We start from the raw sequence: 22542 nt of genomic DNA on the forward strand, positions 1-22542 counted from the left end.
TTGCAAGCACCGTGGGACGGGAGACGTTCCATGAGGTGTGCGATCTGGATGACCTGTGGGCCGGAGAGATCCGGCCGGCCGTGGTCGAGGGCGTCAAGGTCGTCCTCGTGCACACCGACGACGGCGTCGTCACCGCGGTGCAGGGGCAGTGCCCGCACCAGAAGTTCTCGCTGGCCGACGCGGAGCTGTCGGGGGACAAGCTCACCTGCCCGATGCATCTGTGGGAGATGAACGCCGTTACCGGCTGCGGCATCAACCCCTCCCACGCGGAGCTCGCCATCTATCCGACCAAGGTGATCGACGGACGGGTCTACGTCTCCGTGACCGGAGTCGTCCCGATCAGCGCCAGATCGTAGGACGCCGACATGAGCACCAGCCTCGAACCACGAAGGGCGGCCGGGCCGCTGCTGCGCAGCGGGGACACCGCCGACGCGATCATCGAAGCCCTCCAGGAGGACAACCCCGACGTCGAACTGAAGGTGCAGGACCACTCCGGATACATCAGGGTCGAGGGGGTCGGCGGCCTGATCCTGCGGCGCGAGACGGCCGAGCGGGCGCTGGGACACCCGTTCAGGATGCAGGAGATCGAGCTGATCATGGCGGGTTACTCAGGGAAGATCGAACTGACCGAGGACCATGCGCGCTGGTACTTCAAGAACCCCGCCAGACGGTCCGGGAACGCCGCCGCGGACGCTGAGGACGCAGCCGGCCCGCAACCGGCATCGCGAGCAGGAGAAAGCCGATGACGACGCACCAGCCGATGAAGCCGCTACGGACCTGGAGCCACCTGGCGGTCAACAAGCGGCGGCCGACAGAGTACGAAGTGGTCTCGACCGATCTGCTGTGGACCAGACGCGACCCCCAGGCCCCCTTCACCATGAGCCCCACGGTGCCCCTGTCGCGGTGGTACGTCGACAACCGCGAGCGAACGGCCCTGCGCGACGTCGACTGGAACGCCTTCCGCGACCCCGACCAGTTGGTCTACCGCACGTACAACACCATCCAGGACGGCCAGGAGTCGTACGTGGACGGGCTGCTGGACGAGCATTCGCGCAACGACCACGACTTCGGGCTTCCGGCCGAGTGGCTCGGCCGGCTCGCCTCCCACTACACCCCCGCCCGCTACCTGGTCGGCGGCATGCAAATGGCCTCCAACTACCTGGTCGCGCTCGCACCCAGCAGCACGGTCGCGAACTGCGCGATGTTCCAGGCCGGCGACCAGCTGCGCTGGGTGTCCCGCATCGCCTACCGCACGGCCGAGCTGCGGGAGAATCATCCGGATGCCGGATTCGGCATCGACGAGCGACGCACCTGGGAGTCCTCGCCGCAGTGGCGGGGCTTCCTGGAACTGATCGAGCGGACTCTGGTCACCTGGGACTTCAGCGAGGCCGTCTTCGCGCTCAACGTCATCGTCAAACCCGCCGTCGACGCCGCCTGCCTGCGCCACTTCGGCGTCTACAGCCGCGAGCAGGGCGACTCGCTGACCGGTCTGCTGGCCGACGCCCAATGCATCGACAGCGAGCGCAGCAAGCGGTGGACCCACGCGCTGATCCAGCTGGCGACAGCCGACAATCCACACAACGCCGACCTCCTGGGGATGTGGGCCGCCAAGTGGACGCCGCTCAGCGACAGGGCGATCGACGGGTTCTTCGCCGGACTCCCCGGCGGCGGCCGGTTCGCGGCGGCGGCCAAGGCGGAGGCGCAGCTCTTCCGCGCCGGCCTCGGGATCGCGAGCAGCTCGCCATGACCGAGCTCATGCCGGAGCAGCAGACCGCTGTGGAGATCAAGGCGACCTGCCGGATGTGCCACGGCGGCTGTGGGACCATCGCCACGGTGCGTGACGGAGTCGTCGAAAAGGTCGTCGGCGACCCAGACCACCCGGTGAACCTGGGAAAGCTCTGCGTGAAGGCGGGCAAGGCCTCTGTCGAGCAGATCTACGGAACAGGCCGCATCGACCATCCCATGATCCGGGTGGGCGCGAAAGGCGGCGGTGAATGGAAGCAGGTCTCCTGGCCCGAGGCGATCACGTTCATCGCCGGGAAGATGAGTCAGCTCCGGGACGACTTCGGCGCGGAGTCGATCGTTTTCGCGCGCGGCGTGTCGATGAACAACAACCAGATCATCACCCGCTTCGCGAACGTGTTCGGCACGCCCAACATCGCCTCCATCAACTACTACTGCTACGGCCCGCGGGTGGCGGCCTGCAGTCTCACCTCGAGCGGCACGTTCAGCGGCAGGACGTGGGACACCGTCGCGATCCCCGATCTCTACCACAAGCCCAGATGCGTCGTGGAGTGGGGATCGCAGAAGCGCATCAGCAACGACCACGGCCTGATCGGCCACACTCCGATGACGGCCGCGTTCCGGGAGAACCCCGTCAACATCATCGTCGATCCCCGCCGGCCGTCCTCGGCGGGCGCGGGTGACATCTGGCTGCCCATCAGGCCGGGCACCGACGCCGCCATGGCGCTTGCCTGGATCAACGTCATCATCGAGGAAGATCTCTACGACCACGATTTCGTCGGCACCTGGTGCCATGGTTTCGACCAGCTCAGGCAGCGCGCCGCTCAGTACACTCCGGAGAAGGTCGCCGGCATCACCTGGTGCGACGCCGACGCGATCCGGGAGGCCGCCCGCCTCTACGCGCGCACCAAGCCGGCCACCATCGCCTGGGGCACTGGCTCCGACCACGTGGGGCGCAACGCGGTCCAGTCGAACCGGGCCATCCACCTGCTCATGGGACTGACCGGTAACCTCGACGTCCCGGGCGGCAACGTGTACTGGCCGGCCCCCCGCCTCGCCGACACCGAGAGGTGGGATTTCCTGCCACCCGAGCAGGCCGCCAAGCGGCTGGGGGCCGCCCGATTCAAGGCGCTGAACACCCGGCCCACGGTCTACGCGCATCCACCGTCGGTCTTCCGGGCCATCCTGTCGGACGAGCCGTATCCGGTGAAGGGCATGCTCGTCATCGGCAACAACCCGGCGGTCTGCTACCCGAACACGAAGATCGTCACCGAGGCGCTGCGAAAGCTGGAGCTGCTGGTGGTGAGCGAGATCTTCATGACGCCGACGGCCGAACTGGCCGACGTGGTGCTCCCCGCCGCCAGCAACCTCGAACGCGAGGACCCGCGTCTGTACATGCACATCAAGGGCCCGGACGGGACGCTGGTGGACGCCGCCACCCGTACCGCGGCCCGTGTCGCCCAGCGGCGATCGGACTGGGATTTCCTGATCGACCTGGCGCACGAACTGGGCATGGAAGACCAGTTCCCCTCGGTCTCGGAGTTCGCCGACGAGGCCCTCGCTCCGATGGGCATCACCTGGGACGAGCTGAAGTCGCGTGACGACCTCGTCGAACAGCTGCGTTTCAAGAAGTACGAGACTGAAGGCTTCGGCACCCCTACGGGCAAGTTCGAACTCTGGTCGACGACCCTCGAAGAGTGGGGCTATGACCCCTTGCCCAGTCACGTCGAGCCCGCGCTGAGCCCGGTGTCCACCCCGGAGCTGTACGAGCGGTATCCGCTCATCCTGAACACCGGTGTCCGCCTGCCCATGTACTGGAACTCCAACGGCCATCCACTGCCGACCCTGCGGAAGCTGCGGCGTGAACCCGTACTGGAGATCCACGAGGAGACCGCGGCACACTACGGCTTGACCCACAAGGGCTACGCCTGGGTCGAGACCGGTAGCGGGCGGCTGCGCATGAAGGTCAGCTGCGGCACCAAGACCCATCCGCGGGTGGTCTCCGTGCCCCATGGCTGGTGGCTGCCCGAGGCCCCTGGCCCCGATCACGGCGTCTTCGACGCCTGCGCGAACGTCCTGATCGACGACGACCTCGACCACTGCGACCCCATCCTGGGATCGAGCCCACTGAAGGCACTGCTGTGCCGTGTGACCCCAGCGGACTGAGCCATCGGAAACCGGAGACATGCCATGATCATGGAGATCGCCCGCATCACGCTGAAGAGCGATGCCGCCGAGGAGTTCCTCGCCGTGGCCACCGAACACGGTCTGACGATCTTCAAGGAGGCCACAGGCTGCCGTGGCATGCAGCTGAGGAGGTCGATCGAGTCACCGAACGACTACGTCATGATCGTTTATTGGGAGACCCTCGACAACCATCTGGTCGACTTCCGGGAGTCGGAAGGGCTCAAGCGCTGGCGGGAATTGACCACACCCCTGTACGCCGCGCCCACCCGCATCGAGAACTTCGAGGTCGCGGTCGAAGGCTTCGGCGTCATGGAGCCCGCGTCCCCCTGAGCGGCCCACCGTCGACGGCGTCACCCTGCTGCTGGCGCTCGAGCACGTGCAGGGCGGGCGGGCCCGCGCTCAGCACCAGCGGGCCCGTCTCCGTGCAGGCCACCACGTCCGCCACCCGGGCGGCCGATCCGGGTCATCTCCACCTGAGTCCAGGTGATCTCGACGGTCTCGCCTCTTGACGCGCTCCCCGGCTAAACGCCGAGGATTCTGGCCTGTGCCGCGCCGTTCATGCGGCGGCACTTCCACGGCTTCCTGCTTCATCGGCCTGTGCCACCGCGAGCGATGGTCTTACCTGGCCTCCACAGGCGTTTCGTCTCTCCGCCCGTCCAGCGGCGAGGATGTTGATCGCGGCGTTGACGTCCCGGTCGTGGTGGGCCCCGCACGAGCAGTCCCACTTGCGAACCGCCGGCGGCATCTGCTCGGCGAGTGTCCCGCAGCCTGAGCAGAGCTTGGAGGAGGGGAAGAACCGGTCGATCCTGGCGAACGTCCGCCCGTACAGTTTCGCTTTGTACTCCAGCATGGCGATGAACGCCGACCAGCCCGCGTCGTGGACGCTCTTGGCCAGCCGGGTGCGGGCCAGTCCGTTGACCGCCAGGTCTTCCACGAAGATCGCTTGGTTTTCGCCAACTATCCGGGTGGATTCCTGGTGGTGGAACTCGCGCCGTGCGTCGGCGACCTTCACGTGCTGGCGGGCGACCTTGGTCCGGGTCTTGGCCCGGTTGGATGATCCCTTCTGCTTACGGCTCTGCGACCAGCGCACCGCGATGTCGCCGATCTTCGGCAAGGTCAGTTTCTCCCCCACCTTGAACCGGGCGTTCCTGGTGAACCGGATCGCCTGCCGCTGGTCCCGGCGGGACCGGAACCGAGGCGCGGCGATCTTCGGCCCCTTCCTCTTCCCACTGAGACTGGCGAAGAAGTTGCGGTAGGCCATGCAGGCGTCAGCCAGGGCCTGCTGGAGCACGACCGCCGACACCTCGCAAAGCCACACCCGATCCGGGCGCTGCTTGGCCTCGGTGATGACGTGCTTGGACAGGTCCCCGTCACTGATGAACGGCAGGCCGTCCGCGTGCGCTTGACGACGTGCCGCGAGCGCGTCGTTGAACACCACCCGCGCGCACCCGAACGCCCGCGCCAGCGCGATCCGCTGCATCGGGGTCGGGTCCAGCCGGAAGGAGTAACGAAGCTGCACGACCGCATCCTACAGTTGGCTTATGGACGAATACAGCGGAATCAGGACCGGCAGACACTGCGTTTTCCTCCTCCACGCCCATTTGGTTTTCGTGACAAAGTTCCGGCACCGCGTCTTCACCGGCACCCACCTGACCCGCATGGAAGAGATCATGAGATCCGTGTGCGCCGGCTTCGAAACCCAGCTGACCGAGTTCAACGGCGAGTACAACCACGTCCGCCTGCTGGTCGGCTTCCCACCCAAGATCGCCCTCTCCAAGCTGGTCAACAGCCTCAAAGGAGTGTCATCACGGCGGATGCGTCAGGAGTTCCCCGAACTCGCCCGCCACTACTATCGGGCGAACAAGCTGTGGTCGGGTTCCTACTTCGCCGGGTCGGTGGGCGGCGCTCCGATCAGTGTCCTACGCCAGTACATCGAACAGCAGAACCGGCCCATCTGAACTCGGTGGACGCCGATTCGCCTGGCGGCGAATCGGCTATTCCTGCCCCGCTACGCGGGCTGATCGGCTTCACCCCGGCGTGAACGCCGGAGCACTGCCGACGAATCTGGTAGCAGGCGGCCGAGCAGCAGCAACTCGCCCAGGTCCCGTGCCGGGCTGGCTCCAGGCGCGGCACCACGACCCGCCTGACGGTGTGCTTCTGGATCTCCTTCAGCGCCTCCAGCAACGGCACTTGCTGCTTGGCCCAGGCCTGCACGGCATCGGGCTCGGGCTGCCACACGGGTGAGAACGCGCTGCCTTCCCGCACGGCCGGTACCAGGGCCGTGGCCGGGCTCAGATCGGCAGGGCGGCTGCGGTCTCCGCCTCCTCCGCCGCCTGGTTCCCGACCAGCACGGCGTGTCCCACCGACCATGATCGCGTTCCAGGTGCGGGCCGGGTTCTTCATGGCGTCGCACCCCCTCGTGAACCGCGGTCAGAATGTGGCGATCGGGTTGACCGGGCTGCCGGACGTACCGGCGAAGCGGACCGGCGCGACTGCGAGGTGGAAGTCCCACTGGCCGAGTTCGGCAGCCGTCGTCGCGCACACCTCCAGGTCGCAGTTGTCGAGCATCCACAGACCCATCGCGACGAGGCTCACGGCGTGAACCGGCATCAACACGTCTGCGTACCCCGACGGCTGAACGTCCTGGGGGGTGTCAGCGCCGATCAGCGCGACCTCCCGTTCATGCAGCCACGGCAGGCAGGACGCGTGCCAGCCGGCCTGCGTGAAACCGCTGGCCTCACCGGACTCGTGCCGGACGCGGCCATAGCCGGTCCGCAGGAGTACCGCATCGCCGGATCGCACCCGCACACCCTGGCGACGCTCGGCCTCCTCGAGATCGTCGGGAAACACACCCTGCCCCGGTTCCAACCACGGCACATCGCGGACCCTCGCAATGTCCAGCAGGACACCACGCGTGATGATCCCGTTCGCCGCCGCCGTGACGGCCGCCCACGCCGATCCCGTTGCGGCGTCGACCAACGAGTGCGACCGCCCGTTGTACATCGTGCCGTCCCAGAAGATGTGGCACGGCGAGTCGACGTGGGTGAGGGTGTTGCCGTGGAACGTGATGCCGAGTCGCTCAGACGAAAAGCCCCAGCGCCGGTCGTTGCGGAATCCGGGCACCGGCATGTCCTCGGCACCCGGCATGTCGGCGGCGCACGGGCACGTCGTCGTCGACCGCTCCATGTCTTTCGGTACGGCGACCTCCCATGCGCACGACACGCTCCTGCCGTGGCGCACGGCCCGCGCCGCCGCCAGCCGGACGTCGTCGGTGATGTGGTTCAGAGTGCCGAGTTCGTCGTCGTCGCCCCACCGTCCCCAGTTCGACAGCGTGTTGAAGTACCCGAGCACGTCGTCCTGTGTGGGCATCGGCCGCCCTGCCGTCATCCCAGCATCGGCTCCTCCGGTCACGCGGTTCGAGGCACCGGAGGCAGGGTATCCCGCCCTCTCCTTTGACATGCCAAGATCCGCTGAGCTGGCATGGTACTAGATCAGCGGGCCGGTTTGCGTCCACGGAGGTGGTGCATGAGTTGAGCGACGTGGATGTAAGAAGCATCGCGCGGTACGCCTCACGCTGCTCAGTTTGACGTTTCGCCTGGTCAGTGGTCTCGCGGGTGTGCTCCACCATCCACTCGGCGTGCGACGCGGCCTTGAGAGGGCATTTGATTTGAGTAGATTGCGGCTTATGTGCGTCGGCGCCGACCACGGACAGGGCTGCGACCACGCGATTTTTCGAATCGGTGATTCGGGCAGCCACCGAACAGGCGCCGGGGCTCATCTCCTCACGCACCGCGGCGACGCCGGTCCGCCGGCATTCGGCCAGCGCAAGACGCAGTTCTGCCGGGTCGGTGACGGTCTCGCGCGTGTAGCCCGTCAAGCCGTCGCCTACGACCTTGGTGAAAACGTCCTCGTCGGCGTGGGCCAGCAGCACCTTGCCGACGGCGGACGCGTGCAGGGGCAGCCGTCCGCCCACCTGGGACACCACTGGGACCGCTCCCGCCGTGGAGATCCGTTCGATGACGAGGGCGTCGGTGCCGTCGAGGACAGCCAGTTGCACGTGCTGCTGCGTGGCCGCGTGCAGGTCTTCCATGATGGGCATGGCGTGGACGCGCAGCGGCAGGCCTCGGGGTTGAGCGCACCCAGTTCCCACAGGCGCAGGCCGATGACGTAGGCGCCGCCCGCGACGCGTTCCAGCGCTCCCCAGGCCGTCAGTTCGCCGACCAGCCGGTGGGCGGTGGCGTGGCGGAGACCGGTGAGGCGGCCGATCTGGGCGAGTGTCAGCTGCGGGCGTTCAGGCGTGAACACGCCAAGATCGCCAGGGCCCGGGACATCACCGTGCGGCCCACGAGAAAGTGTCCATTCATCGGACATCATGCTGACCCACGTGCGTCTGATCCCGGAAGGTCTCCTCAGGCTCCAGAAGCATGGACCGGACAGGTTCGGCGAGAAGCTCTCCGAGATGCCGCCCACGCTCGGCAAGCGGGGCGCGCAGTCGCCACCCGGCATCGACGTCGCCACCGGCCCACTACAGCTGAAAGGAATCCGCGATGCACATGATCGGCACGTCGGGGGCCGGCGACGGCCATGACGCCGAGTCGCAGAGGAAGGAGAGGGTCCGCTTCGAGCACGAGAGCCTGCCCCAGCGGGTGCGTTTCGCCTCGGGCGAGGCTGCGGCGATGGTGCGGGCCGAGGTGGAACGGGTGAGCGCCTCGCGGGTGATGGTGATCGCGGCAGCCGCCGAGGCGGAGCCGGCGGAGAAGGTCACCGCCGGCCTGCGGGTCGTGCTCCGGTGGAGTGATGTGGCGATGCACGTTCCCGTCGGGGTGGCCGAACGGGCACGCGCCGCCGCGACTGGACACGCGGTGGACTGCGTGGTCAGCGTCGGTGGTGGTTCCACCACAGGCCTGGCGAAGGCGATTGCGCTGACCAGCGGGGTGCCGATCGTGGCCGTCCCCACCACGTACGCGGGCTCGGAGGCCACCAGTGTGTGGGGCTTGACCGAGAAAGGGCGCAAGACGACCGGGGTGGACGCGCGGGTCCTGCCACGCTCGGTCGTGTACGACGCGACACTGACGGTGTCCTTGCCGGTGCCGATGAGTGTCGCATCGGGGCTGAACGCGCTGGCGCACTGCGTGGATTCGATGTGGGGACCCCGCGCTGACCCGATTGACCGGGCCCTGGCGGAGGAGGGGATCCGCGCGTTGGCGACCGGATTGCCGGCGGTGGTGGCCGACCCGTCCGGCCTGCCGGGTCGCGAGCAGATGTTGTACGGGACGTACCTGTCGGCGGTGGCGTTCTCGTCGGCGGGTTCCGGGCTGCACCACAAGATCTGCCATGTGCTGGGCGGCGCGTACGACCTGCCGCACGCCCAGACCCACGCGGTGGTGTTGCCGTACGTGCTGGCGTTCAACGCGCCGGCGGCCCCGGAGGCCGAACGGCGGATCGCGGCCGCGTTCGGCGCCGGTTCGGCGATCGAGGGTCTGCAGCGGCTCCGACATGCCGTGGACGCGCCGAAGGCTCTGCGGGACTACGGGTTGAACGAGGCCGATGTCGAGGGCGCCGTGCAGCCGATCCTGGACGCGATGCCGGACGGCAACCCGCGGCCGGTCACGGCCGGCGATCTACGGCGGCTGCTGCGTTCGGCCTGGCAGGGCACGGACCCGCGGACGATGACCGACGACGAGGAGACATGACCATGAGCGAGCAGGGCACCGGCATGGTGCGGGCGGCCGATGAACAGCAGACGCGCGAGCAGGCCCTGGTGGAGCAGGTCGTGGCCTCGTTCGACCACGCGCAGGACGCGCGGCTCAAGCAGTTGATGCAGGCGCTGACCCGGCACCTGCACGCGTTCCTGCGCGAAGTGCGCCTGACCGAGGAGGAGTGGAAGGCCGCCATCGAGTTCCTCACCGCGGCCGGGCACATCACCGACGACAAGCGGCAGGAGTTCATCCTGCTTTCGGATGTGCTCGGGGCGTCCATGCAGACCATCGCGATCAACAACGAGGTGTACGCGAACGCGACCGAGGCGACGGTGCTCGGCCCGTTCTTCGTCGAGGGCTCACCCGGGATCCCGCTGGGCGGGGACATCTCCTTCGGCGCCGCCGGACAGCCGTGCTGGGTCGAGGGCACGGTCACCGGCACCGACGGGAGACCGGTGCCAGGGGCGCGCATCGAGGTGTGGGAGGCCGACGAGGACGGTTTCTACGACGTGCAGTACGACGACGACCGCACTGCGGCGCGCGGTCATCTGTTCACCGACGAGATGGGCGGCTACCGGTTCTGGGGGATCACTCCCACCCCGTACCCGATTCCGCACGACGGTCCCGTCGGCGCGCTGCTGGCCGCCGCGGGTCGTTCCCCCATGCGCGCCTCGCACCTGCACTTCGACGTCAGAGCCGACGGCAAGCGAACCTTGATCACCCACATCTTCGTCCGCGGCGACGAACTCCTCACCCGCGACGCCGTGTTCGGCGTCAAGGACTCGCTCATCTACGACTTCGTGCAACATCCTGCGGGCACCCCCACGCCCGACGGACGCGATCTCGCGAACCGTTCCTGGGCCAGTGTCCGCTTCGACATCGTCCTCGCCCCCGCGCACCGCGCCAGGAATCCCTTCGGCCGACAGGAGTCCGTGAATGGACAGTGTGGGTAAGCGACACCCTGGTTACCCGCGCGTGGCCGTGGTGGGCGGCGGAATCGGCGGTCTCGCCACCGCGGCGTTCCTGCATCGGCCGGGATCGAAGTGACCGTGTAGGAGCAGGCGCCTGCCCTGACCGAGGTCGGTGCGGGTCTCGTCGTGTCCCCGAACGCCGTGCGACTGCTGCGCAGCCTCGGCCGGCTGGACCGTCTCCGCGCGAACGCGCGCCGCCGTTGGAGGCCGGGTGGGAGTTCCGGCGTTGGGCGGACGGCCGCGTGCTGTTCTCCCAGGAACTCGGCGGGGAATGCGAACGACGCTCCGAGTTCGCCGGGTGGTCCGACGACCTGGTGGCGTTGCTCTCGGCCGCGAAGCGAACAGGGCGGTGGGCGCTGCTGGACCGGGATCAGCTGCCCCGCTGGACCCTCCGTCATGGCTTCCACGGATACCGGTGAGGAGTTCGCTCCAGCTGCGAGAGTGGATCCATTTCCAAGCTGGCGTAGACGTAGCCGACGGCACTGTCGGGGGTCCCTTGCTGGAACCACGCTGTTCTGCGTCGCTCATTGCATACACCTTGGTTAGACTGCCTGCGTGAGCATTAGCGAGTCCCCGGACGAGCAGGGGCCGGCAGAAGACGCGAGTGACCCGGCAGCCTCACCCCAGCAGCCGGGCTGGACCTCCGCAAGTGCCGCAGTCGGCCGCCGAATGGTCCTCGATGTTCATGGACGGCTGCGAGCCATGATCCTCAACGGCGAGCTGCCTCCGGGGTCGGTGCTGCTCCAGACCGAGATGGCCCGGAAACTGGGCGTCAGCCGCACGCCCATGCGCGAGGCTTTCCGGCTCCTTCAGGAAGAAGGGCTCATCGACGCGAGGCCGGACCAGCGGGCGCGGGTGAAGGCGGTGGACCCCGAAGACCTGGACGGTGTGTACGGGGCTCGTATCATGCTTGAAACGCTTGCCATCAGCGTGACGGCCAAGTCGCTCACGTCCGAAGACCTTGAGCGCATGAGCGAATCCCTTCAGCGCATGCAGGAACTGGTGGGCAACAACAAGCCGGACGAATGGTACGCCGCGCACAAGGACTTCCACCGCATCGCGACCCGGGCTGTGGGGACGCAACTGGAGCGCATGCTCGCGTCGCTGGCCGAACACAGCGAACGCTACATCCGGCTGGCCGAGCTGGGCGCACCCGGCTCAGACGCCCGCGCGCACCAAGAGCACGAAGCGCTGCTGGAGGCCCTGCGCGCGGGCGATCCTGCCGAATCCGCACGCGTGATCGCCCGGCACCTTGCGCGCACGGCTCTGAGCGTGATGGCCGACGTCGCCCCGGAGTATGAACCTGCGGCTACCCGGACAGCGCTAGGGGTCGTCAACAGTGGTCAGTCTCGGGTGGTGACGCCTTCCGCCAGTAGATCCGCCGCAAGGAACGCGTCCGCGTCGCCGTAGTCGAGGGTATGAACTGTTGCCGGCGCTCGCTATGCGAACCTGTGGTTGCCCGTAGAGCTGTGGTTCGTTCTCTGGGGCGATCGGTTGCGACGGAAGGTAATCGGTCGATAATGTTCAGTCACGGCCCGGTGCCTGACTGGCGCCCAGTCCCCGCCCCCGCTGGTGTCCGCACCAGCAGACAGCGTCCGGCGGGGCGGTGGCCCAAGAGCCGCACCCCATCCAGGAATGCGGAGTCAGGCCCCGATAACGCGGTTCTCAGCCACGGTCCGCCCGGGGCCGCCGGACGGACGCGGCATCGGCTTCCACCGGATCGCTTCCCGGCCTTGGCCGGCATGCGACGAGGCTACGCTGATGTCCGTTTTACTGATGTAAACACAGAGAACCGAAGACGCTGGAGGTTGGTCGAGCGCGAACCTGCGCCCGGTCGGCGTGCCAGGCCAGTGTGCTTTCCCGCGCCGGCGCGGGAAACCGCGCATGTGCGGGTAGTCGTGGCCACACGGCCTTGCGGCACGCCGTGAGCTCGGATGTTCAGTACGGAACCGTTAGAGCAGGGTTCCTCCTGAGGCATCCAGCCAGTGGCCGGTCACCCAGCGGCTGTCGTCGGAGGCCAGGAAGGCCACCGCGTCGGCTACGTCCTCGGGGGTCCCCACGCGGCCCATGGGAGACAGGGACGACAGCCAGGCCAGCGCGTCCCCAACGAGTCTGCCCTGGTGCATGTCGGTGTCGATGACGCCGGGCGCCACCGTATTGACGGTGATCGCGCGTTGGCCGAGTTGCTTGGCGAGCGTCGAGGTGAGCACGTCGAGCGCGCCTTTGGACATGGCGTAGCTGATGGACTGCGGCATGGCCGAGCCGCGAGTCAGCATCGTGGAGATGTTGATGATCCGGCCGCCGTCGCGCAGCCGGGGCAGTGCGAGCTGGGTGATGAAGAACGGCGCGGTGGCGTTGATCGCGAAGATCCGCTCGAACTGTTGTCTGGTGACATGCTCGATGCCGGGCTCGTCGTTGAGGATGCCGGCGTTGTTGACCAGGATGTCCAGCTTGTCGGCGCGTGCGTCGAAGGCGGCCCACAGGTGTTCGGCGTCGCCGGGCGTGCCCAGCTCGGCCTGCAGGGCGAAGGCCTGGCCGCCTGCCGCCTCGATCGCGGCGACGGTTTCCTTGGCGGCCTGCTCGTTGGCGCCGTAGTGTACGGCGACCCGGGCGCCGTCAACGGCCAGGCGCTGGGCGATGGCCCGGCCGATTCCCCTGCTCGCGCCCGTGACGAGGGCGGTCTTGCCATGGAGCGTGTGCATGATGTCTTCCTGCTGTGTGAGGTGGAGATGAAGGAGGCGGAGGTCTTGCCGGCGGTGTGCGGACCTGGTCATGCGCGTTGTGGGCGCGTGTTCAGCCCGGTGCGCCAGGGGGGCTCTCGACCACGGCGAGTGGCGCGCTGCTCGACGCCCGAGCGGTGATCAAGCCCGAGGCCGGCCTGTCGAGGTGTCCTGAAGGAAGCCCAGGGTGGCCAGTTCGTTCACGGTCGCCTGGAGCTGATCGACGCGGGCGCGGCCGATCCGGACGAGTTCTTCACTCGCTCCGACCCACTGGTCGAGATCGCGGGACAGGGGCGGGATGCCGGCGAGGATGTCGGCGCTCTCCTTGAGGGTGATTCCCACGCGCTGCGCGGCGAGGGCGAGTTGATCCGGCAGATCGCGTCCACGGTGAAGCGGCGGGCGTTGCCGCTGTTGCGGTGACCGGTGATCACGCCGTAGCGCTCGTAGAAGCGGACGGCGTTGGCCGTCACCCCGGCGGCCCTGGCCACCTGCCCGACCGTGAGCAAGGCATGGCTCGCCTCGGGGCCGGGGTGGTCGGCGGTGGTCATGGCACACCTCCCGCCTTCGCAGATGAATCTCGCGGGTCCAGTATCGCCGAGGCCGCCGTGGAAGGCGCAAACGCACGACCAAGGCGACCGACATCACGATGAGGGCCGCCACCTGGGTCAACCGCAGGGCATCGGTGATGGTGACCGCTAGAGCGGCTCTGTCCGCCGTGCCCGGGCCGGTCAGAGTCGCGAGCGATGCGCCGCCGGTCATCGCGGCGATCAGCACCGTGAACAGCGCGCTGACCGCCACGGTGCCCATGCCGTTGGCGATCGTATTGATCAGCGACAACAGTGCGGAGCCGGAGGCCAGGTCGGGGCCGTGGAGATCGCGGCTGGAACTGGACATCGTCGGCATCATGGTCGCGCCGGTGCCCGCTCCCTGGAGGAATCCGAACAGGCCGAGCATCAGGTAGGGGGTGTCCGGCCGGAGGATGACCACCTGGACGAGGCCGGAGGAGATCGCGAGGCCGAGCCCGGTGCCGACGACCAGCCGAGGGCCGAGCCGTTCCAGGAGCCGGGCGGCGACCTGCAGGCTGAGGCCCATGCCGACCGCACCGGGAACCATCAACGCGGCCGTGACAGAGGTGCTGTCGAAGCGCAATGTCTGCACGTAGGCGGGCATCAACAGGGCTGAGCCGAAGTAGGGGGCCGTGTACAGGGCGAGCACCGCGGCGCCCCGGCCGAACGTCGGATGGCCGAGCAGACGGATCCGCAGCAGCGGTTCAGGGTGGATCAGCGCTCGGGCAGAGAACATGGCGACCAGCACCGCGCCGATGGCAGCCGTGGCGATCCGTGCCCAGCCAGGGCTGTCTTGGGCGCTGATGCCGTAGGCCACCACGACGATGCCTGGAACCAGCAGCATCGCTCCGGCCAGGTCAAGCCGGACCCGCTGTCGGTGTGCGGTGTCAACCGGTAGCCAGGTCAGCGTGCCCGCAGCTCCCAGCAGAGCCAGCGGCACGGTGATGAAGAACAGCGCCCGCCACGACCCGGTGCCCAGGAGCACCGCGCCGAGTACCGGGCCCAGGATCAGTCCGATCAGCATCGGCAGGCCGGTGACCGCCATCATCCGGCCACGGCGTTCGGGCGCGACCGCGCCGAACCCGATCGTCATCCCCAGGGGTGTCATCAGGCCACCGGCGAGGCCCTGCGCCGCTCGCGCGGCGATCAGCCAGCCCAAGCCGCCGGCCGCGCCGGCGACGGCGGAGGCGACCGCGAAACCGGCCAGCGCCACCAGGTACACGCGACGGGCGCCCCAGCGTGCGGCGAGACCGGCGGCGAGCGGCATGGTCGCGACCATCGCAAGCGTGTACGCGGTGATGATCCATTGGACGGAGGTCAGCGACGTGCCAAACGCCGCCATCAGTTGCGGCAGCGCCACCGCGACGATCGTAGCGTCCAGCACCGCCATCAATCCGCCGGACGCCAGCACGATCGCGGCGCGCAGTTCCGGTCCCGTCAGCTTGTTCACCTTCGACCGGCCAGATCTGTGATCGGGAGGGAGCGCAGCGCACGCGCCCATGTACGCAACTCGTTCATCATCGCGTGCAGCGCCTGCGCCGTACCCGGCGGAGGAACGAAACGGCCGTCGGCATCAAGGTGCTCCCACGCCATCGATATCAGCACCGACTCGCGGACCGTGGTGGCCCGCAGTTCGGGGAAGACCGTCCGCAACTGCTCCACGGCCCGGATGCCGCCGGAGGCGCCGTATCCGACGAACGAGACCGGCTTGTACGCCCACTCGGTGAAGTGCCAGTCAATTGCGTTCTTAACCGGCGCCGGGAAGCTGTGGTTGTACTCCGGGGTGAGGAACACGAATCCGTCGGCATTCGCGAGCCGGTCCCCGATGGGGGACGCGGCCGCTCCACCCGGCTGCATCTCGTGCATCGGCAGCGAGACCGTGGCCAGGTCGATCATGTCGCGATCTAGCCAGTCCATCGCGGTGAGCTCGCGCTCTAGCCACGCGGCGAGAGGATCAGCCAGCCTGGGCTTGCGCACGCTGCCGATCACCACGGCGATCCGGAGCTGCCCGTTCAGGTTTTTTTGCGTCATGGCATCGACGCTAGAAGTTCGCCTACAGGCGAACTCAAATCGATCGATAACCAGAGCCGCGCGCTGCCCGAGCGCACCCGGCTGGCGTTGCTGCTCGGTGCGTAGACAATTCATCGCCAGTCGTTCGACCGATGCGGCCCAGTCGCCTCCACTCCTAACGTTCATAGCACCCACCCCTGCGAGAGGGGAGAGGCACATGAGCACGGCCGGTCCGGCTCATTGAGGCGTTCCCGCCGTCGTTCGCGGGCGCCTTCAACCCGCTCCCCTCCACGAACGGAGATTGGAGAACCCCCGATGGGACAGCTCATCGTCCACAACGACATCGCCGCCAACGGCGTGTTCGAGTCGCCCTCGCACGAGGACTGGCTGGTGCTCGACACCGACAGCTCGGACGCCGGACTGGAGCAGCTCATCCTGGCCGACGCGATGGTCCTCGGCCGCAAGACCTACGAAGGCCTGGCGGCCGTCTGGCCTCACCTGACGGAGGACCCCGCGCTCGGGCGCTTCGCCGGCCGGATCAACGCCATGCCGAAATACGTCGCGTCGCGCACGCTGACGGAGCCGCTGGAATGGAACGCCACCCTCATCAAAGGTGAACTCGACCAGGCGGTGGCGGAGCTGAAGAACGCGCACAGCGGCAGGTTGATCGTCTCCGGCGCCGGAGAGCTCGCCCATGCTCTCGCCCGCCAGGGACTGGTCGACGAGTTCTGGCTCCGGGTCCATCCCATGCTGTGGGCGACGGGCCCGCGCATCTTCGACGGCGTCGGCCCCATCCGCCTTCAACTGGTGGCCGCGACCCCGTACCGGTCGGGCGTCGTGTGGCTGCGCTACCGGCCCGCGACTGGCTGATCCGGCCTGGCCGAAGGGCCGGCCCTGACACGATCTCCGTCGCTGTCAAGGAGCACATCCAGCAGTTGATGCTCGGGGTGATCGAAGCCGAACTGGGCGATCCCCGGCGACGGGGATGCCTGGCGGTGAACGCCGCGATCGAACTCGCCGGCAAGGACAAGGCGGTCACCGTCTTGTCCGGCGTATCTTCGCCCGGGTCGAAAATGCCCTGACGGCGGCCCTGGAGCGTGGACAACGCGAGGGTGAGATCACCCGCGAGCGGAGCGCGAGCGCTCTGGCGCGGTTCGTCCTGAACGCCGTCTACGGGTTACGAGTGCTGGACAAGGCCGCCACCGATCGAATGCGCCTGGTGGAGGTGGTGGACGCGACACTGTCGGCCCTGTGAGACAGCCCGCGGTTCCCCCTTTGCCCGCATTCTAGAACGATGATTACAGATGGAGGTCGTCATGCCCCTCACCGGAAAACCCTGCTGGTCACCGGAGCACGCCAAGGAAGCGTGCTCGCCGTCGCCACCGCTGTCATCGCCCAGGGAGCCCAGGTCGCCGGAGTGTCCCGCACGATCACCCCGACCTCAAAGCCGCCGGCACAGCCCGCGACATCAACGGCGCCGCCGACATCATCGACGGAGGCCAGAGCAAGACGACCTGACCCACCCATCACAACAACCCAACCCCCGAGGTGCGGATACCACGGGTAGCCCTGATCATCGACACCGACTGGCGGTCGGCATTGAGTGACCTGGCCCGCGAACTTCGGGTAGATCACAAAGCACTTGGAGGTGCAGCGATGGACACATCCGCGTATTTGAAGGCCGTTGTCGAGCAGACGAGCACGTTCGCCGATTGGGTGCACGGCGGGGATGCGGCGGCCCCGGTGCCGACGACTCCGGAGTGGACGCTGGCCGATCTTGTCAGCCATGTCGGCGCGACACAGCGTATGGTGGCAATGCTCGTGGGTGAGCAGATGACCGAGCCGAGCAGTGCATTCGCCCGCGAGGTTCCGGGTCCGACCGATTCGGGCCAGTGGCGCGCCTGGCTGAACGACGGCGCGGCCGAGGCGAGACAGGCGTTCGCATCGGTCGCCGATGACACGCCGGTGTGGGATCCGTCGGGCGCCGCCGCAGGCGTGCCGTTCTGGTCACGTCGGCTGTTCGGCGAGGTTTGCGTGCATCGCGCGGACGCGGCTGCGGCGCTCGGCATGCGGTACGAGTTGGCGCCGGAGCTTGCCGTTGCGGCCGTCGAGGACTGGCTGGACAACATGGCTTCCCGCGGTTATTGGGAGAACAGGCCGGGCTTCGCCGATGCGATGCGCGGGGGCGGTCAGACTCTGCATTTCCACGCAACCGACGCGCCTGGGGAGTGGGTGGCACGCCGGGAACCGGACATGGTCGTGCTGGAGCGCACGCACACCAAGGCGGACGTCGTGGTACGCGGCCCAGCCGCCGAGCTCCTGCTCGTGATCAGCAGGCGTCGCCCACTGGATGCGGCTCCTACGCTGGAATTGCAGGGGGATCGGGCGCTGCTCGACCACTGGATCGAACACATGGACTGGGTCGCCGACTGACCCACGCTGGATCAACCTCGCGAGCCGGGAAGATGACCTGGCGGACCGAATCGTCGGGCTGGCCCAGCGCTGCGTCGGCGACCTTGAACAGGATGTTCTCCTGTCAGCGGCGGCGAGCAGACGCTGCGGGATCTGGTGCACGAGTTCAAGACCAAGGGCCCGGCCTACCGCACCACGGTGCAGACCACGCTGCGCGCCTCCTACGCCAACCACTACCGGCGCGGCCTGATCGCGCTGCTGGACACGCTGGAGTTCAAGAGCAACAACTCCACGCACGTGCGCGCCTACCATCAGAACATCTTCACCGAGTGGCACTCCCGGTACGGTGGCCGCGGCATCCTCATCTACTGGCACATCGAGCGCGGGTCCATGGTCGTGCACTCCCAGATCCTGCGCGCCTCCGCCTCGGAAGTGCACGCCATGATCGAGGGCGTGGTCCGGCACGGCACCACCATGAAGGTCGAGGGCAACTATGTCGACTCCCACGGCCAGACCGAAATCGGGTTCGGCGTGACCCGGCTCCTGGGCTTTGACCTGCTGCCGCGCATCAAACAGATCAACAAGGTCAAGCTGTACCGGGTCGAGAGCGGCGATAGCGACCTGTACCCGCGGCTGACGCCGGCGATGACCCGGCCGATCCGCTGGGACCTGATCGAGCAGAACTACGACCAGATGATCAAGTACGCGACCGCGATCAAACAGGGCACCGCCTCCACCGAGGCGATCTTGCGCCGGTTCACCGAGTCCGCCTCCCACCCGACCTACCAGGCCATGCTGGAGGTCGGCCGTGCGCAGAAGACCATCTTCGTCGCCCGCTACCTCAGGCTGCGGGAGATCCAGGAAGGACTCAACGTGGTGGAGTCCTCCAAACGCGCCAACAGCGTCATCTTCTACGGCAAGGGCGGCGACATCGCCACCAACCGGCGCGAGGAGCTGGAGATGAGCGTGTTGTGCCTGCGCATCCTCCAGGCCGCGTTCGTGTATATCAACACCTTGATGCTGCAGGACGTCCTGGCGGATCCCGAATGGGCCACCCTGCTCAAACCCGCCGACCGGCGAGGGCTGACTCCGCTGTTCTGGCAGCACGTCCAGCCCTACGGCGAGGTACGGCTGGATGTGGCCAAGCGGCTACCGGTCGGCAGCGCTGCGAAGGCTCCAGAGGCGGGCGACCCGGCGTGGCTTCACGATCGGTGGCGGCCCTGAGGCCCAGGTCGGCCCGCTGCGAACCTCACCTGTGGTCGCGGAGGAAGGCGGAGATGTCGGCGCGGGTCGGGTAGTTCCGCAGGGGCGACGGCTCGCCCTGAAGGAACGCTGTGATGACGGCGGCGGCACGCTCGTTGTTGTCGTCAAGGCCGTTCCAGATGCGGTGTCCGACACCGGGCATGTATTGGGTTCGCTCGATGTCGGGGTCGGCGGCGAGGATGGTGGTCTGCCATTGGCGCATCTGTGAGGAGCATTCGGCGATCATCAGCATCGTGGGGGTCCGGGAGCGGCTCAGTTCGGGGGCGATGGAGGGCGAGTCTTTGATCGTCTGCATGATGCGGAGGCTCGCGGCGGCGTTGAAGGAGAAGTTCTCCGGGGTGTCCTCGGTAGGGATGCGGCCGGCGTCCCGCGCGCAGTAGGCGGAGGCGGTGTCGCTGCCGAGATCGGCGGCCTTGAAGGCGTTGACGCCTTCGGCCTGCGTGATCAGGCCGGTGTCGGGCGGCAGGAGCCCGAGTTGGATGAGGCCGAGCGCAACGGCGTACCGGGGGACGCGCGTCGCCTGCGCTCCGGTCGGGGCCGGCGTGAGGCCTCGCGCGGACGGTCGCCCCTGTTGCCCGCTGATCAGCGCGGTGGGGCCGTCCATGGGGCCGGGCTCGGCGATGATCGCCCGGTGCACGCGGGCGGCGGTGTCCGGGGTGGCCAGGGCACGGGTGAGCACGATCGCGCCCGCGGAGAATCCGAGGACATCGGCCGGACCCTTGTCCAGGCGATCGATGAAGGCGGCGAGGTCGCGTACCGACCTGGAGATCGTGTACTGCTCCATGGGCAGCAGGTCGCTCCGCCCGCCGCCGGGGTGCTCGTAGGCGTGCACGTCGTAGCCCTGTCCGGCCAGGAGTCGCAGGAATCGGTGGTCGAGCACGGAGATGGAGCGGACGGGCCCTCCGTGGAGGTACACGAGCGGCGTGGGACGGCGGGGGGCGCCGGCGGCGGGGGGATAGTGGTAGACCGCGACCCGGCTTCCCGTGCTCAGGCTCCAGTGTTTCGTCGCGACGAAGGGCAGGTCGGGCGGATACTGCCGGGTCGTGGGGACGGTGGGGACGCAGACCGACGCCGTGAGTACCGCGGCGGCGATCACCGGCGCGAAGGGCCATAGCCGGCCCCGCCAGGTATGACCGCGGCCGCGCCACAGTGCGGCGATGATTCCGGCGCCGAGGGCGGTCAGCCAGGCGGCGAGCCCGAAGCGCGCGCCGTCCGTCAGAACGATGAGGACGAGGAACAGCCCGGCCAGCCCCACGACGGCGAGCAGGGCCAGGATCAGGCGGCCGATGAGGCGGAAAGGAACGGGGAGAGACATATATTTTCCAAACGCTGTTTCAAAACGATGTTTGGATACGCTACCACCTCCGCTAGGCTGGTCGTCGTGGGAAGGCCGAGAACAAACGACGACACCGTGAAAGACCGCCTCATCGACTCCGCGACCGAGATGTTCGCCACCCGTCCACGGGAGTCGATCACTATCCGCGCCCTGGCCGCCGCCGCCGGGACCGCGACCGCCGCGGTCTACTCGCTGTTCGACGGCAAGGACGGACTGATCGCCGAAGTACGCGACAGGGCGGTCGCCGGCCTGTCCCAGGACCTGTCGGCGGTACCGACCTCCGATGACCCCCTCGCCGACCTCTATGCGCTTGCGGTCGCGTACCGGCGATGGGGGCGCGAGCACCGCCACCTCTACACGGTGTTGTTCGGCGGCGTGCAGAGCTTCGACCCGTCCGGCGACATGGGTGCCGCAGATCCCGTCAGGCCGCTCATCGAGGCGATAGACCGCGCTCGGTCGGCCTCCGCGCTCTCGGGTGACGCGACCTCCATCGCGCTCTCCCTCTGGGTGACCCTGCACGGTCTGGTGACTCTCGAACTGGCCGGGGCCCTCGACACCGCCACGGCCGAGACCACGTTCCGCTCGACGATCCCCGCCGCGCTGCGCGGCTGGGCGGCCTGACTTCGCAGCGTCAGCCTACGCAGCGCTCTCAGGCTGTCCCCGCCTGACGGGGCTACGCGGACGTCGTCCGGCGGGGACGCCTCATGGCGCTCGCCTATGAGGTTTTTGCCGCGAGACGCGGCCAAACCTTCGGCCCCACGGAGACCCGCAACGGAACCGTTTCCTGCGACAAGCGCATTCCCGCAGGCGAGGATGAGGCGCCGCACGAGGCCAAGCTTGGAGGCGTGAGCGTACGTTTCGATACCGATACAGCTCGCTTCTGATCTTGGTTTCGAAACGGGCGATGTCAGCGGCGTCCGTCGGCTTGGAGCAGGGACATCGCCCGGGCCGTCGCCGAGCACGTGGTGGTGCCGGAGGGCTGGCAGTGCTGTGCCTTCGCCGGTGACCGCGGCCTGCTCCACCCCGAGCTGACCCGCCTCCGCCACCCGCGCCGAAGCCATGTCCGTCAGAGCCGGGGACTTCGCCGGGCACGCCTCGCTCAACCGCACCTGCGAACTCGGCCTCACCCGCGCCGCGGACCGGCTGTCCCGGGTGAGGTCGAACTCCAGCGTCAGCATCCGCCGCGGCCACGGCTACTCGGTCCGCATCACGGCCCTGCTCGCACTCCACCGCGCCGCGCTGGAGCTGAGCGCTGCCCTCGCCGATGCCGGCCCGACCGAGCGCAAGGCGCACCGCGTGTACGCCGCCCGCGTCACAGCCGTTCAGGCCACCCGACCGCATCCGTCATGACCTGCGAAAACCCTTCGGCGAGACGCATTTGAACGGAAAGTCACGGCAAGCCGCTCAACGCTGCCCTGCTAATGGGACTTTTCGTTCGGATGCTCGTCATGCCCCTCATCCTCCGCAAGGTCTGCGGTGCGCGGCTGTGGATGAGCGCGTGATGTGGTGATCAATTCACTTCAAGACGTTCACAAGTGCCTACAGGAGGTCTTCAAGTGCTTTCAGGAGGTCTTCAAGATGCCGGTGCGAACGTTGACCTGTCGCCGGAGAGTTCGGTGACAAGGAATCAGAGAG

Annotated in this window: 24 protein-coding genes and 2 pseudogenes; 17 read left to right on the forward strand and 9 right to left on the reverse strand. The window is 67.9% G+C overall.

All coding sequences use genetic code 11. The features are described 5' to 3' along the window. Nucleotides 1-35: 35 nt before the first annotated feature. Genes ACIBX3_RS59145 through ACIBX3_RS59165 form a run of 5 tightly spaced genes read left to right on the forward strand, consistent with a single transcriptional unit; the run spans nt 36 to nt 4260 of the window. Nucleotides 36-356, forward strand: a complete 321-nt coding sequence (locus ACIBX3_RS59145; RefSeq protein WP_397129645.1) for a Rieske 2Fe-2S domain-containing protein — start codon at nt 36-38, stop codon at nt 354-356. A gap of 9 nt (nt 357-365) precedes the next feature. Then, on the forward strand, nt 366-746 hold the full coding sequence (locus tag ACIBX3_RS59150) for an MmoB/DmpM family protein (protein ID WP_397129646.1): 381 nt from the start codon (nt 366-368) through the stop codon (nt 744-746). Beyond that, nucleotides 743-1747, forward strand: a complete 1005-nt coding sequence (locus tag ACIBX3_RS59155) for a toluene monooxygenase (protein WP_397129647.1) — start codon at nt 743-745, stop codon at nt 1745-1747. The genes ACIBX3_RS59150 and ACIBX3_RS59155 overlap by 4 nt, the downstream gene beginning before the upstream one ends. Further along, nucleotides 1744-3909: a molybdopterin-dependent oxidoreductase gene (locus ACIBX3_RS59160; RefSeq protein WP_397129648.1), complete on the forward strand. Its 2166-nt coding sequence runs from the start codon at nt 1744-1746 to the stop codon at nt 3907-3909. The genes ACIBX3_RS59155 and ACIBX3_RS59160 overlap by 4 nt, the downstream gene beginning before the upstream one ends. 24 nt (nt 3910-3933) lie before the next feature. Beyond that, nucleotides 3934-4260: an antibiotic biosynthesis monooxygenase family protein gene (locus ACIBX3_RS59165; protein WP_397129649.1), complete on the forward strand. Its 327-nt coding sequence runs from the start codon at nt 3934-3936 to the stop codon at nt 4258-4260. Between the two features lie 226 nt (nt 4261-4486). Here ACIBX3_RS59165 and ACIBX3_RS59170 read toward each other — a convergent pair whose 3' ends face one another. Further along, complete coding sequence (locus tag ACIBX3_RS59170; protein WP_397129650.1) at nt 4487-5449, reverse strand: RNA-guided endonuclease InsQ/TnpB family protein; 963 nt, start codon at nt 5447-5449, stop codon at nt 4487-4489. Nucleotides 5450-5471: 22 nt separating this feature from the next. Between ACIBX3_RS59170 and tnpA the strand changes: the two genes are divergently transcribed. Continuing rightward, nucleotides 5472-5888, forward strand: coding sequence for an IS200/IS605 family transposase (gene tnpA / locus ACIBX3_RS59175; protein ID WP_397129651.1), 417 nt, complete (start codon nt 5472-5474; stop codon nt 5886-5888). A 472-nt stretch (nt 5889-6360) separates the two neighbouring features. Here tnpA and ACIBX3_RS59180 read toward each other — a convergent pair whose 3' ends face one another. The 3 genes and pseudogenes from ACIBX3_RS59180 to ACIBX3_RS59190 form a co-directional block, all read right to left on the reverse strand. Then, nucleotides 6361-7281: a cyclase family protein gene (locus tag ACIBX3_RS59180; RefSeq protein WP_397129652.1), complete on the reverse strand. Its 921-nt coding sequence runs from the start codon at nt 7279-7281 to the stop codon at nt 6361-6363. Between the two features lie 397 nt (nt 7282-7678). Then, nucleotides 7679-7915, reverse strand: a pseudogene (locus tag ACIBX3_RS59185) (IclR family transcriptional regulator C-terminal domain-containing protein); the annotation flags it as partial. Continuing rightward, the gene (locus tag ACIBX3_RS59190) at nt 7816-8436 is read right to left on the reverse strand and encodes a helix-turn-helix domain-containing protein (RefSeq protein WP_397129665.1); all 621 of its coding nucleotides are present in this window, start codon (nt 8434-8436) and stop codon (nt 7816-7818) included. The gene ACIBX3_RS59190 and the pseudogene ACIBX3_RS59185, both read right to left, overlap by 100 nt. Nucleotides 8437-8477: 41 nt before the next feature. Between ACIBX3_RS59190 and ACIBX3_RS59195 the strand changes: the two genes are divergently transcribed. From ACIBX3_RS59195 to ACIBX3_RS59210, 4 genes are all read left to right on the forward strand, one after another. Further along, nucleotides 8478-9623, forward strand: coding sequence for a maleylacetate reductase (locus tag ACIBX3_RS59195; RefSeq protein ID WP_397129653.1), 1146 nt, complete (start codon nt 8478-8480; stop codon nt 9621-9623). Between the two features lie 2 nt (nt 9624-9625). Further along, entirely contained in the window at nt 9626-10582 is a 957-nt protein-coding gene (locus tag ACIBX3_RS59200) for an intradiol ring-cleavage dioxygenase (RefSeq protein WP_397129654.1), read from the forward strand. 260 nt (nt 10583-10842) lie between these two features. Next, nucleotides 10843-11019, forward strand: a complete 177-nt coding sequence (locus tag ACIBX3_RS59205) for a hypothetical protein (protein ID WP_397129655.1) — start codon at nt 10843-10845, stop codon at nt 11017-11019. Between the two features lie 250 nt (nt 11020-11269). Next, nucleotides 11270-12010: a GntR family transcriptional regulator gene (locus tag ACIBX3_RS59210; protein ID WP_397129666.1), complete on the forward strand. Its 741-nt coding sequence runs from the start codon at nt 11270-11272 to the stop codon at nt 12008-12010. 542 nt (nt 12011-12552) lie between these two features. Here the strand turns inward: ACIBX3_RS59210 and ACIBX3_RS59215 are convergent. From ACIBX3_RS59215 to ACIBX3_RS59230, 4 genes and pseudogenes are all read right to left on the reverse strand, one after another. After that, complete coding sequence (locus ACIBX3_RS59215) at nt 12553-13302, reverse strand: SDR family oxidoreductase (protein ID WP_397129656.1); 750 nt, start codon at nt 13300-13302, stop codon at nt 12553-12555. A 218-nt stretch (nt 13303-13520) separates the two neighbouring features. Continuing rightward, nucleotides 13521-13868 (reverse strand): MerR family DNA-binding transcriptional regulator, encoded by a 348-nt coding sequence (locus ACIBX3_RS59220; RefSeq protein WP_397129667.1) that lies wholly within the window; start codon nt 13866-13868, stop codon nt 13521-13523. A gap of 238 nt (nt 13869-14106) precedes the next feature. Then, nucleotides 14107-15387 (reverse strand): annotated as a pseudogene (locus ACIBX3_RS59225) (DHA2 family efflux MFS transporter permease subunit); the annotation flags it as partial. Continuing rightward, on the reverse strand, nt 15333-16082 hold the full coding sequence (locus tag ACIBX3_RS59230; RefSeq protein ID WP_397129657.1) for an NADPH-dependent FMN reductase: 750 nt from the start codon (nt 16080-16082) through the stop codon (nt 15333-15335). The pseudogene ACIBX3_RS59225 and the gene ACIBX3_RS59230, both read right to left, overlap by 55 nt. Before the next feature lie 129 nt (nt 16083-16211). Here ACIBX3_RS59230 and ACIBX3_RS59235 point away from each other — a divergent pair, with 129 nt between their 5' ends. The 4 genes from ACIBX3_RS59235 (at nt 16212) to ACIBX3_RS59250 (ending at nt 19532) form a co-directional block, all read left to right on the forward strand. Next, entirely contained in the window at nt 16212-16766 is a 555-nt protein-coding gene (locus tag ACIBX3_RS59235; RefSeq protein ID WP_397129658.1) for a dihydrofolate reductase family protein, read from the forward strand. Between the two features lie 68 nt (nt 16767-16834). Next, complete coding sequence (locus ACIBX3_RS59240) at nt 16835-16978, forward strand: hypothetical protein (RefSeq protein ID WP_397129659.1); 144 nt, start codon at nt 16835-16837, stop codon at nt 16976-16978. 574 nt (nt 16979-17552) lie between these two features. Beyond that, nucleotides 17553-18329, forward strand: a complete 777-nt coding sequence (locus tag ACIBX3_RS59245; RefSeq protein WP_397129660.1) for a maleylpyruvate isomerase family mycothiol-dependent enzyme — start codon at nt 17553-17555, stop codon at nt 18327-18329. Nucleotides 18330-18464: 135 nt separating this feature from the next. Next, nucleotides 18465-19532, forward strand: a complete 1068-nt coding sequence (locus tag ACIBX3_RS59250) for a Tn3 family transposase (RefSeq protein WP_397129661.1) — start codon at nt 18465-18467, stop codon at nt 19530-19532. A gap of 25 nt (nt 19533-19557) precedes the next feature. Here the strand turns inward: ACIBX3_RS59250 and ACIBX3_RS59255 are convergent, their stop codons facing one another. After that, nucleotides 19558-20886 carry an alpha/beta hydrolase gene (locus ACIBX3_RS59255; protein WP_397129662.1) on the reverse strand — a complete coding sequence of 443 codons (1329 nt, stop codon included), beginning with the start codon at nt 20884-20886 and terminating at the stop codon, nt 19558-19560. Nucleotides 20887-20982: 96 nt separating this feature from the next. Here ACIBX3_RS59255 and ACIBX3_RS59260 point away from each other — a divergent pair, with 96 nt between their 5' ends. The 3 genes from ACIBX3_RS59260 (at nt 20983) to ACIBX3_RS59270 (ending at nt 22257) form a co-directional block, all read left to right on the forward strand. Further along, nucleotides 20983-21528, forward strand: coding sequence for a TetR-like C-terminal domain-containing protein (locus ACIBX3_RS59260; protein ID WP_206061204.1), 546 nt, complete (start codon nt 20983-20985; stop codon nt 21526-21528). An 83-nt stretch (nt 21529-21611) separates the two neighbouring features. After that, nucleotides 21612-21791, forward strand: coding sequence for a hypothetical protein (locus tag ACIBX3_RS59265; protein ID WP_397129663.1), 180 nt, complete (start codon nt 21612-21614; stop codon nt 21789-21791). 175 nt (nt 21792-21966) lie between these two features. After that, nucleotides 21967-22257 (forward strand): hypothetical protein, encoded by a 291-nt coding sequence (locus ACIBX3_RS59270; RefSeq protein WP_397129664.1) that lies wholly within the window; start codon nt 21967-21969, stop codon nt 22255-22257. Nucleotides 22258-22542 lie beyond the last annotated feature (285 nt).

Source organism: Nonomuraea sp. NPDC049480 (genome assembly GCF_044465905.1).
Classification (GTDB): Bacteria; Actinomycetota; Actinomycetes; order Streptosporangiales; family Streptosporangiaceae; genus Nonomuraea.

Bases quoted from the DNA above. Each gene is read 5' to 3' on its own strand.
- ACIBX3_RS59190 (WP_397129665.1), bottom strand. From the start codon at position 8,436: ATGCCGGGTGGCGACTGCGCGCCCCGCTTGCCGAGCGTGGGCGGCATC.
- ACIBX3_RS59195 (WP_397129653.1), top strand. From the start codon at position 8,478: ATGCACATGATCGGCACGTCGGGGGCCGGCGACGGCCATGACGCCGAG.
- ACIBX3_RS59210 (WP_397129666.1), top strand. From the start codon at position 11,270: ATGGTCCTCGATGTTCATGGACGGCTGCGAGCCATGATCCTCAACGGC.
- ACIBX3_RS59245 (WP_397129660.1), top strand. From the start codon at position 17,553: ATGGACACATCCGCGTATTTGAAGGCCGTTGTCGAGCAGACGAGCACG.
- ACIBX3_RS59240 (WP_397129659.1), top strand. From the start codon at position 16,835: ATGCTCGGGGTGATCGAAGCCGAACTGGGCGATCCCCGGCGACGGGGA.
- ACIBX3_RS59265 (WP_397129663.1), top strand. From the start codon at position 21,612: ATGGCGCTCGCCTATGAGGTTTTTGCCGCGAGACGCGGCCAAACCTTC.
- ACIBX3_RS59220 (WP_397129667.1), bottom strand. From the start codon at position 13,868: ATGACCACCGCCGACCACCCCGGCCCCGAGGCGAGCCATGCCTTGCTC.
- ACIBX3_RS59215 (WP_397129656.1), bottom strand. From the start codon at position 13,302: ATGCACACGCTCCATGGCAAGACCGCCCTCGTCACGGGCGCGAGCAGG.
- ACIBX3_RS59235 (WP_397129658.1), top strand. From the start codon at position 16,212: ATGGGACAGCTCATCGTCCACAACGACATCGCCGCCAACGGCGTGTTC.
- ACIBX3_RS59255 (WP_397129662.1), bottom strand. From the start codon at position 20,886: ATGTCTCTCCCCGTTCCTTTCCGCCTCATCGGCCGCCTGATCCTGGCC.
- ACIBX3_RS59200 (WP_397129654.1), top strand. From the start codon at position 9,626: ATGAGCGAGCAGGGCACCGGCATGGTGCGGGCGGCCGATGAACAGCAG.
- ACIBX3_RS59155 (WP_397129647.1), top strand. From the start codon at position 743: ATGACGACGCACCAGCCGATGAAGCCGCTACGGACCTGGAGCCACCTG.
- ACIBX3_RS59160 (WP_397129648.1), top strand. From the start codon at position 1,744: ATGACCGAGCTCATGCCGGAGCAGCAGACCGCTGTGGAGATCAAGGCG.
- ACIBX3_RS59150 (WP_397129646.1), top strand. From the start codon at position 366: ATGAGCACCAGCCTCGAACCACGAAGGGCGGCCGGGCCGCTGCTGCGC.
- tnpA (WP_397129651.1), top strand. From the start codon at position 5,472: ATGGACGAATACAGCGGAATCAGGACCGGCAGACACTGCGTTTTCCTC.
- ACIBX3_RS59230 (WP_397129657.1), bottom strand. From the start codon at position 16,082: ATGAACGTTAGGAGTGGAGGCGACTGGGCCGCATCGGTCGAACGACTG.
- ACIBX3_RS59270 (WP_397129664.1), top strand. From the start codon at position 21,967: ATGTCCGTCAGAGCCGGGGACTTCGCCGGGCACGCCTCGCTCAACCGC.
- ACIBX3_RS59165 (WP_397129649.1), top strand. From the start codon at position 3,934: ATGATCATGGAGATCGCCCGCATCACGCTGAAGAGCGATGCCGCCGAG.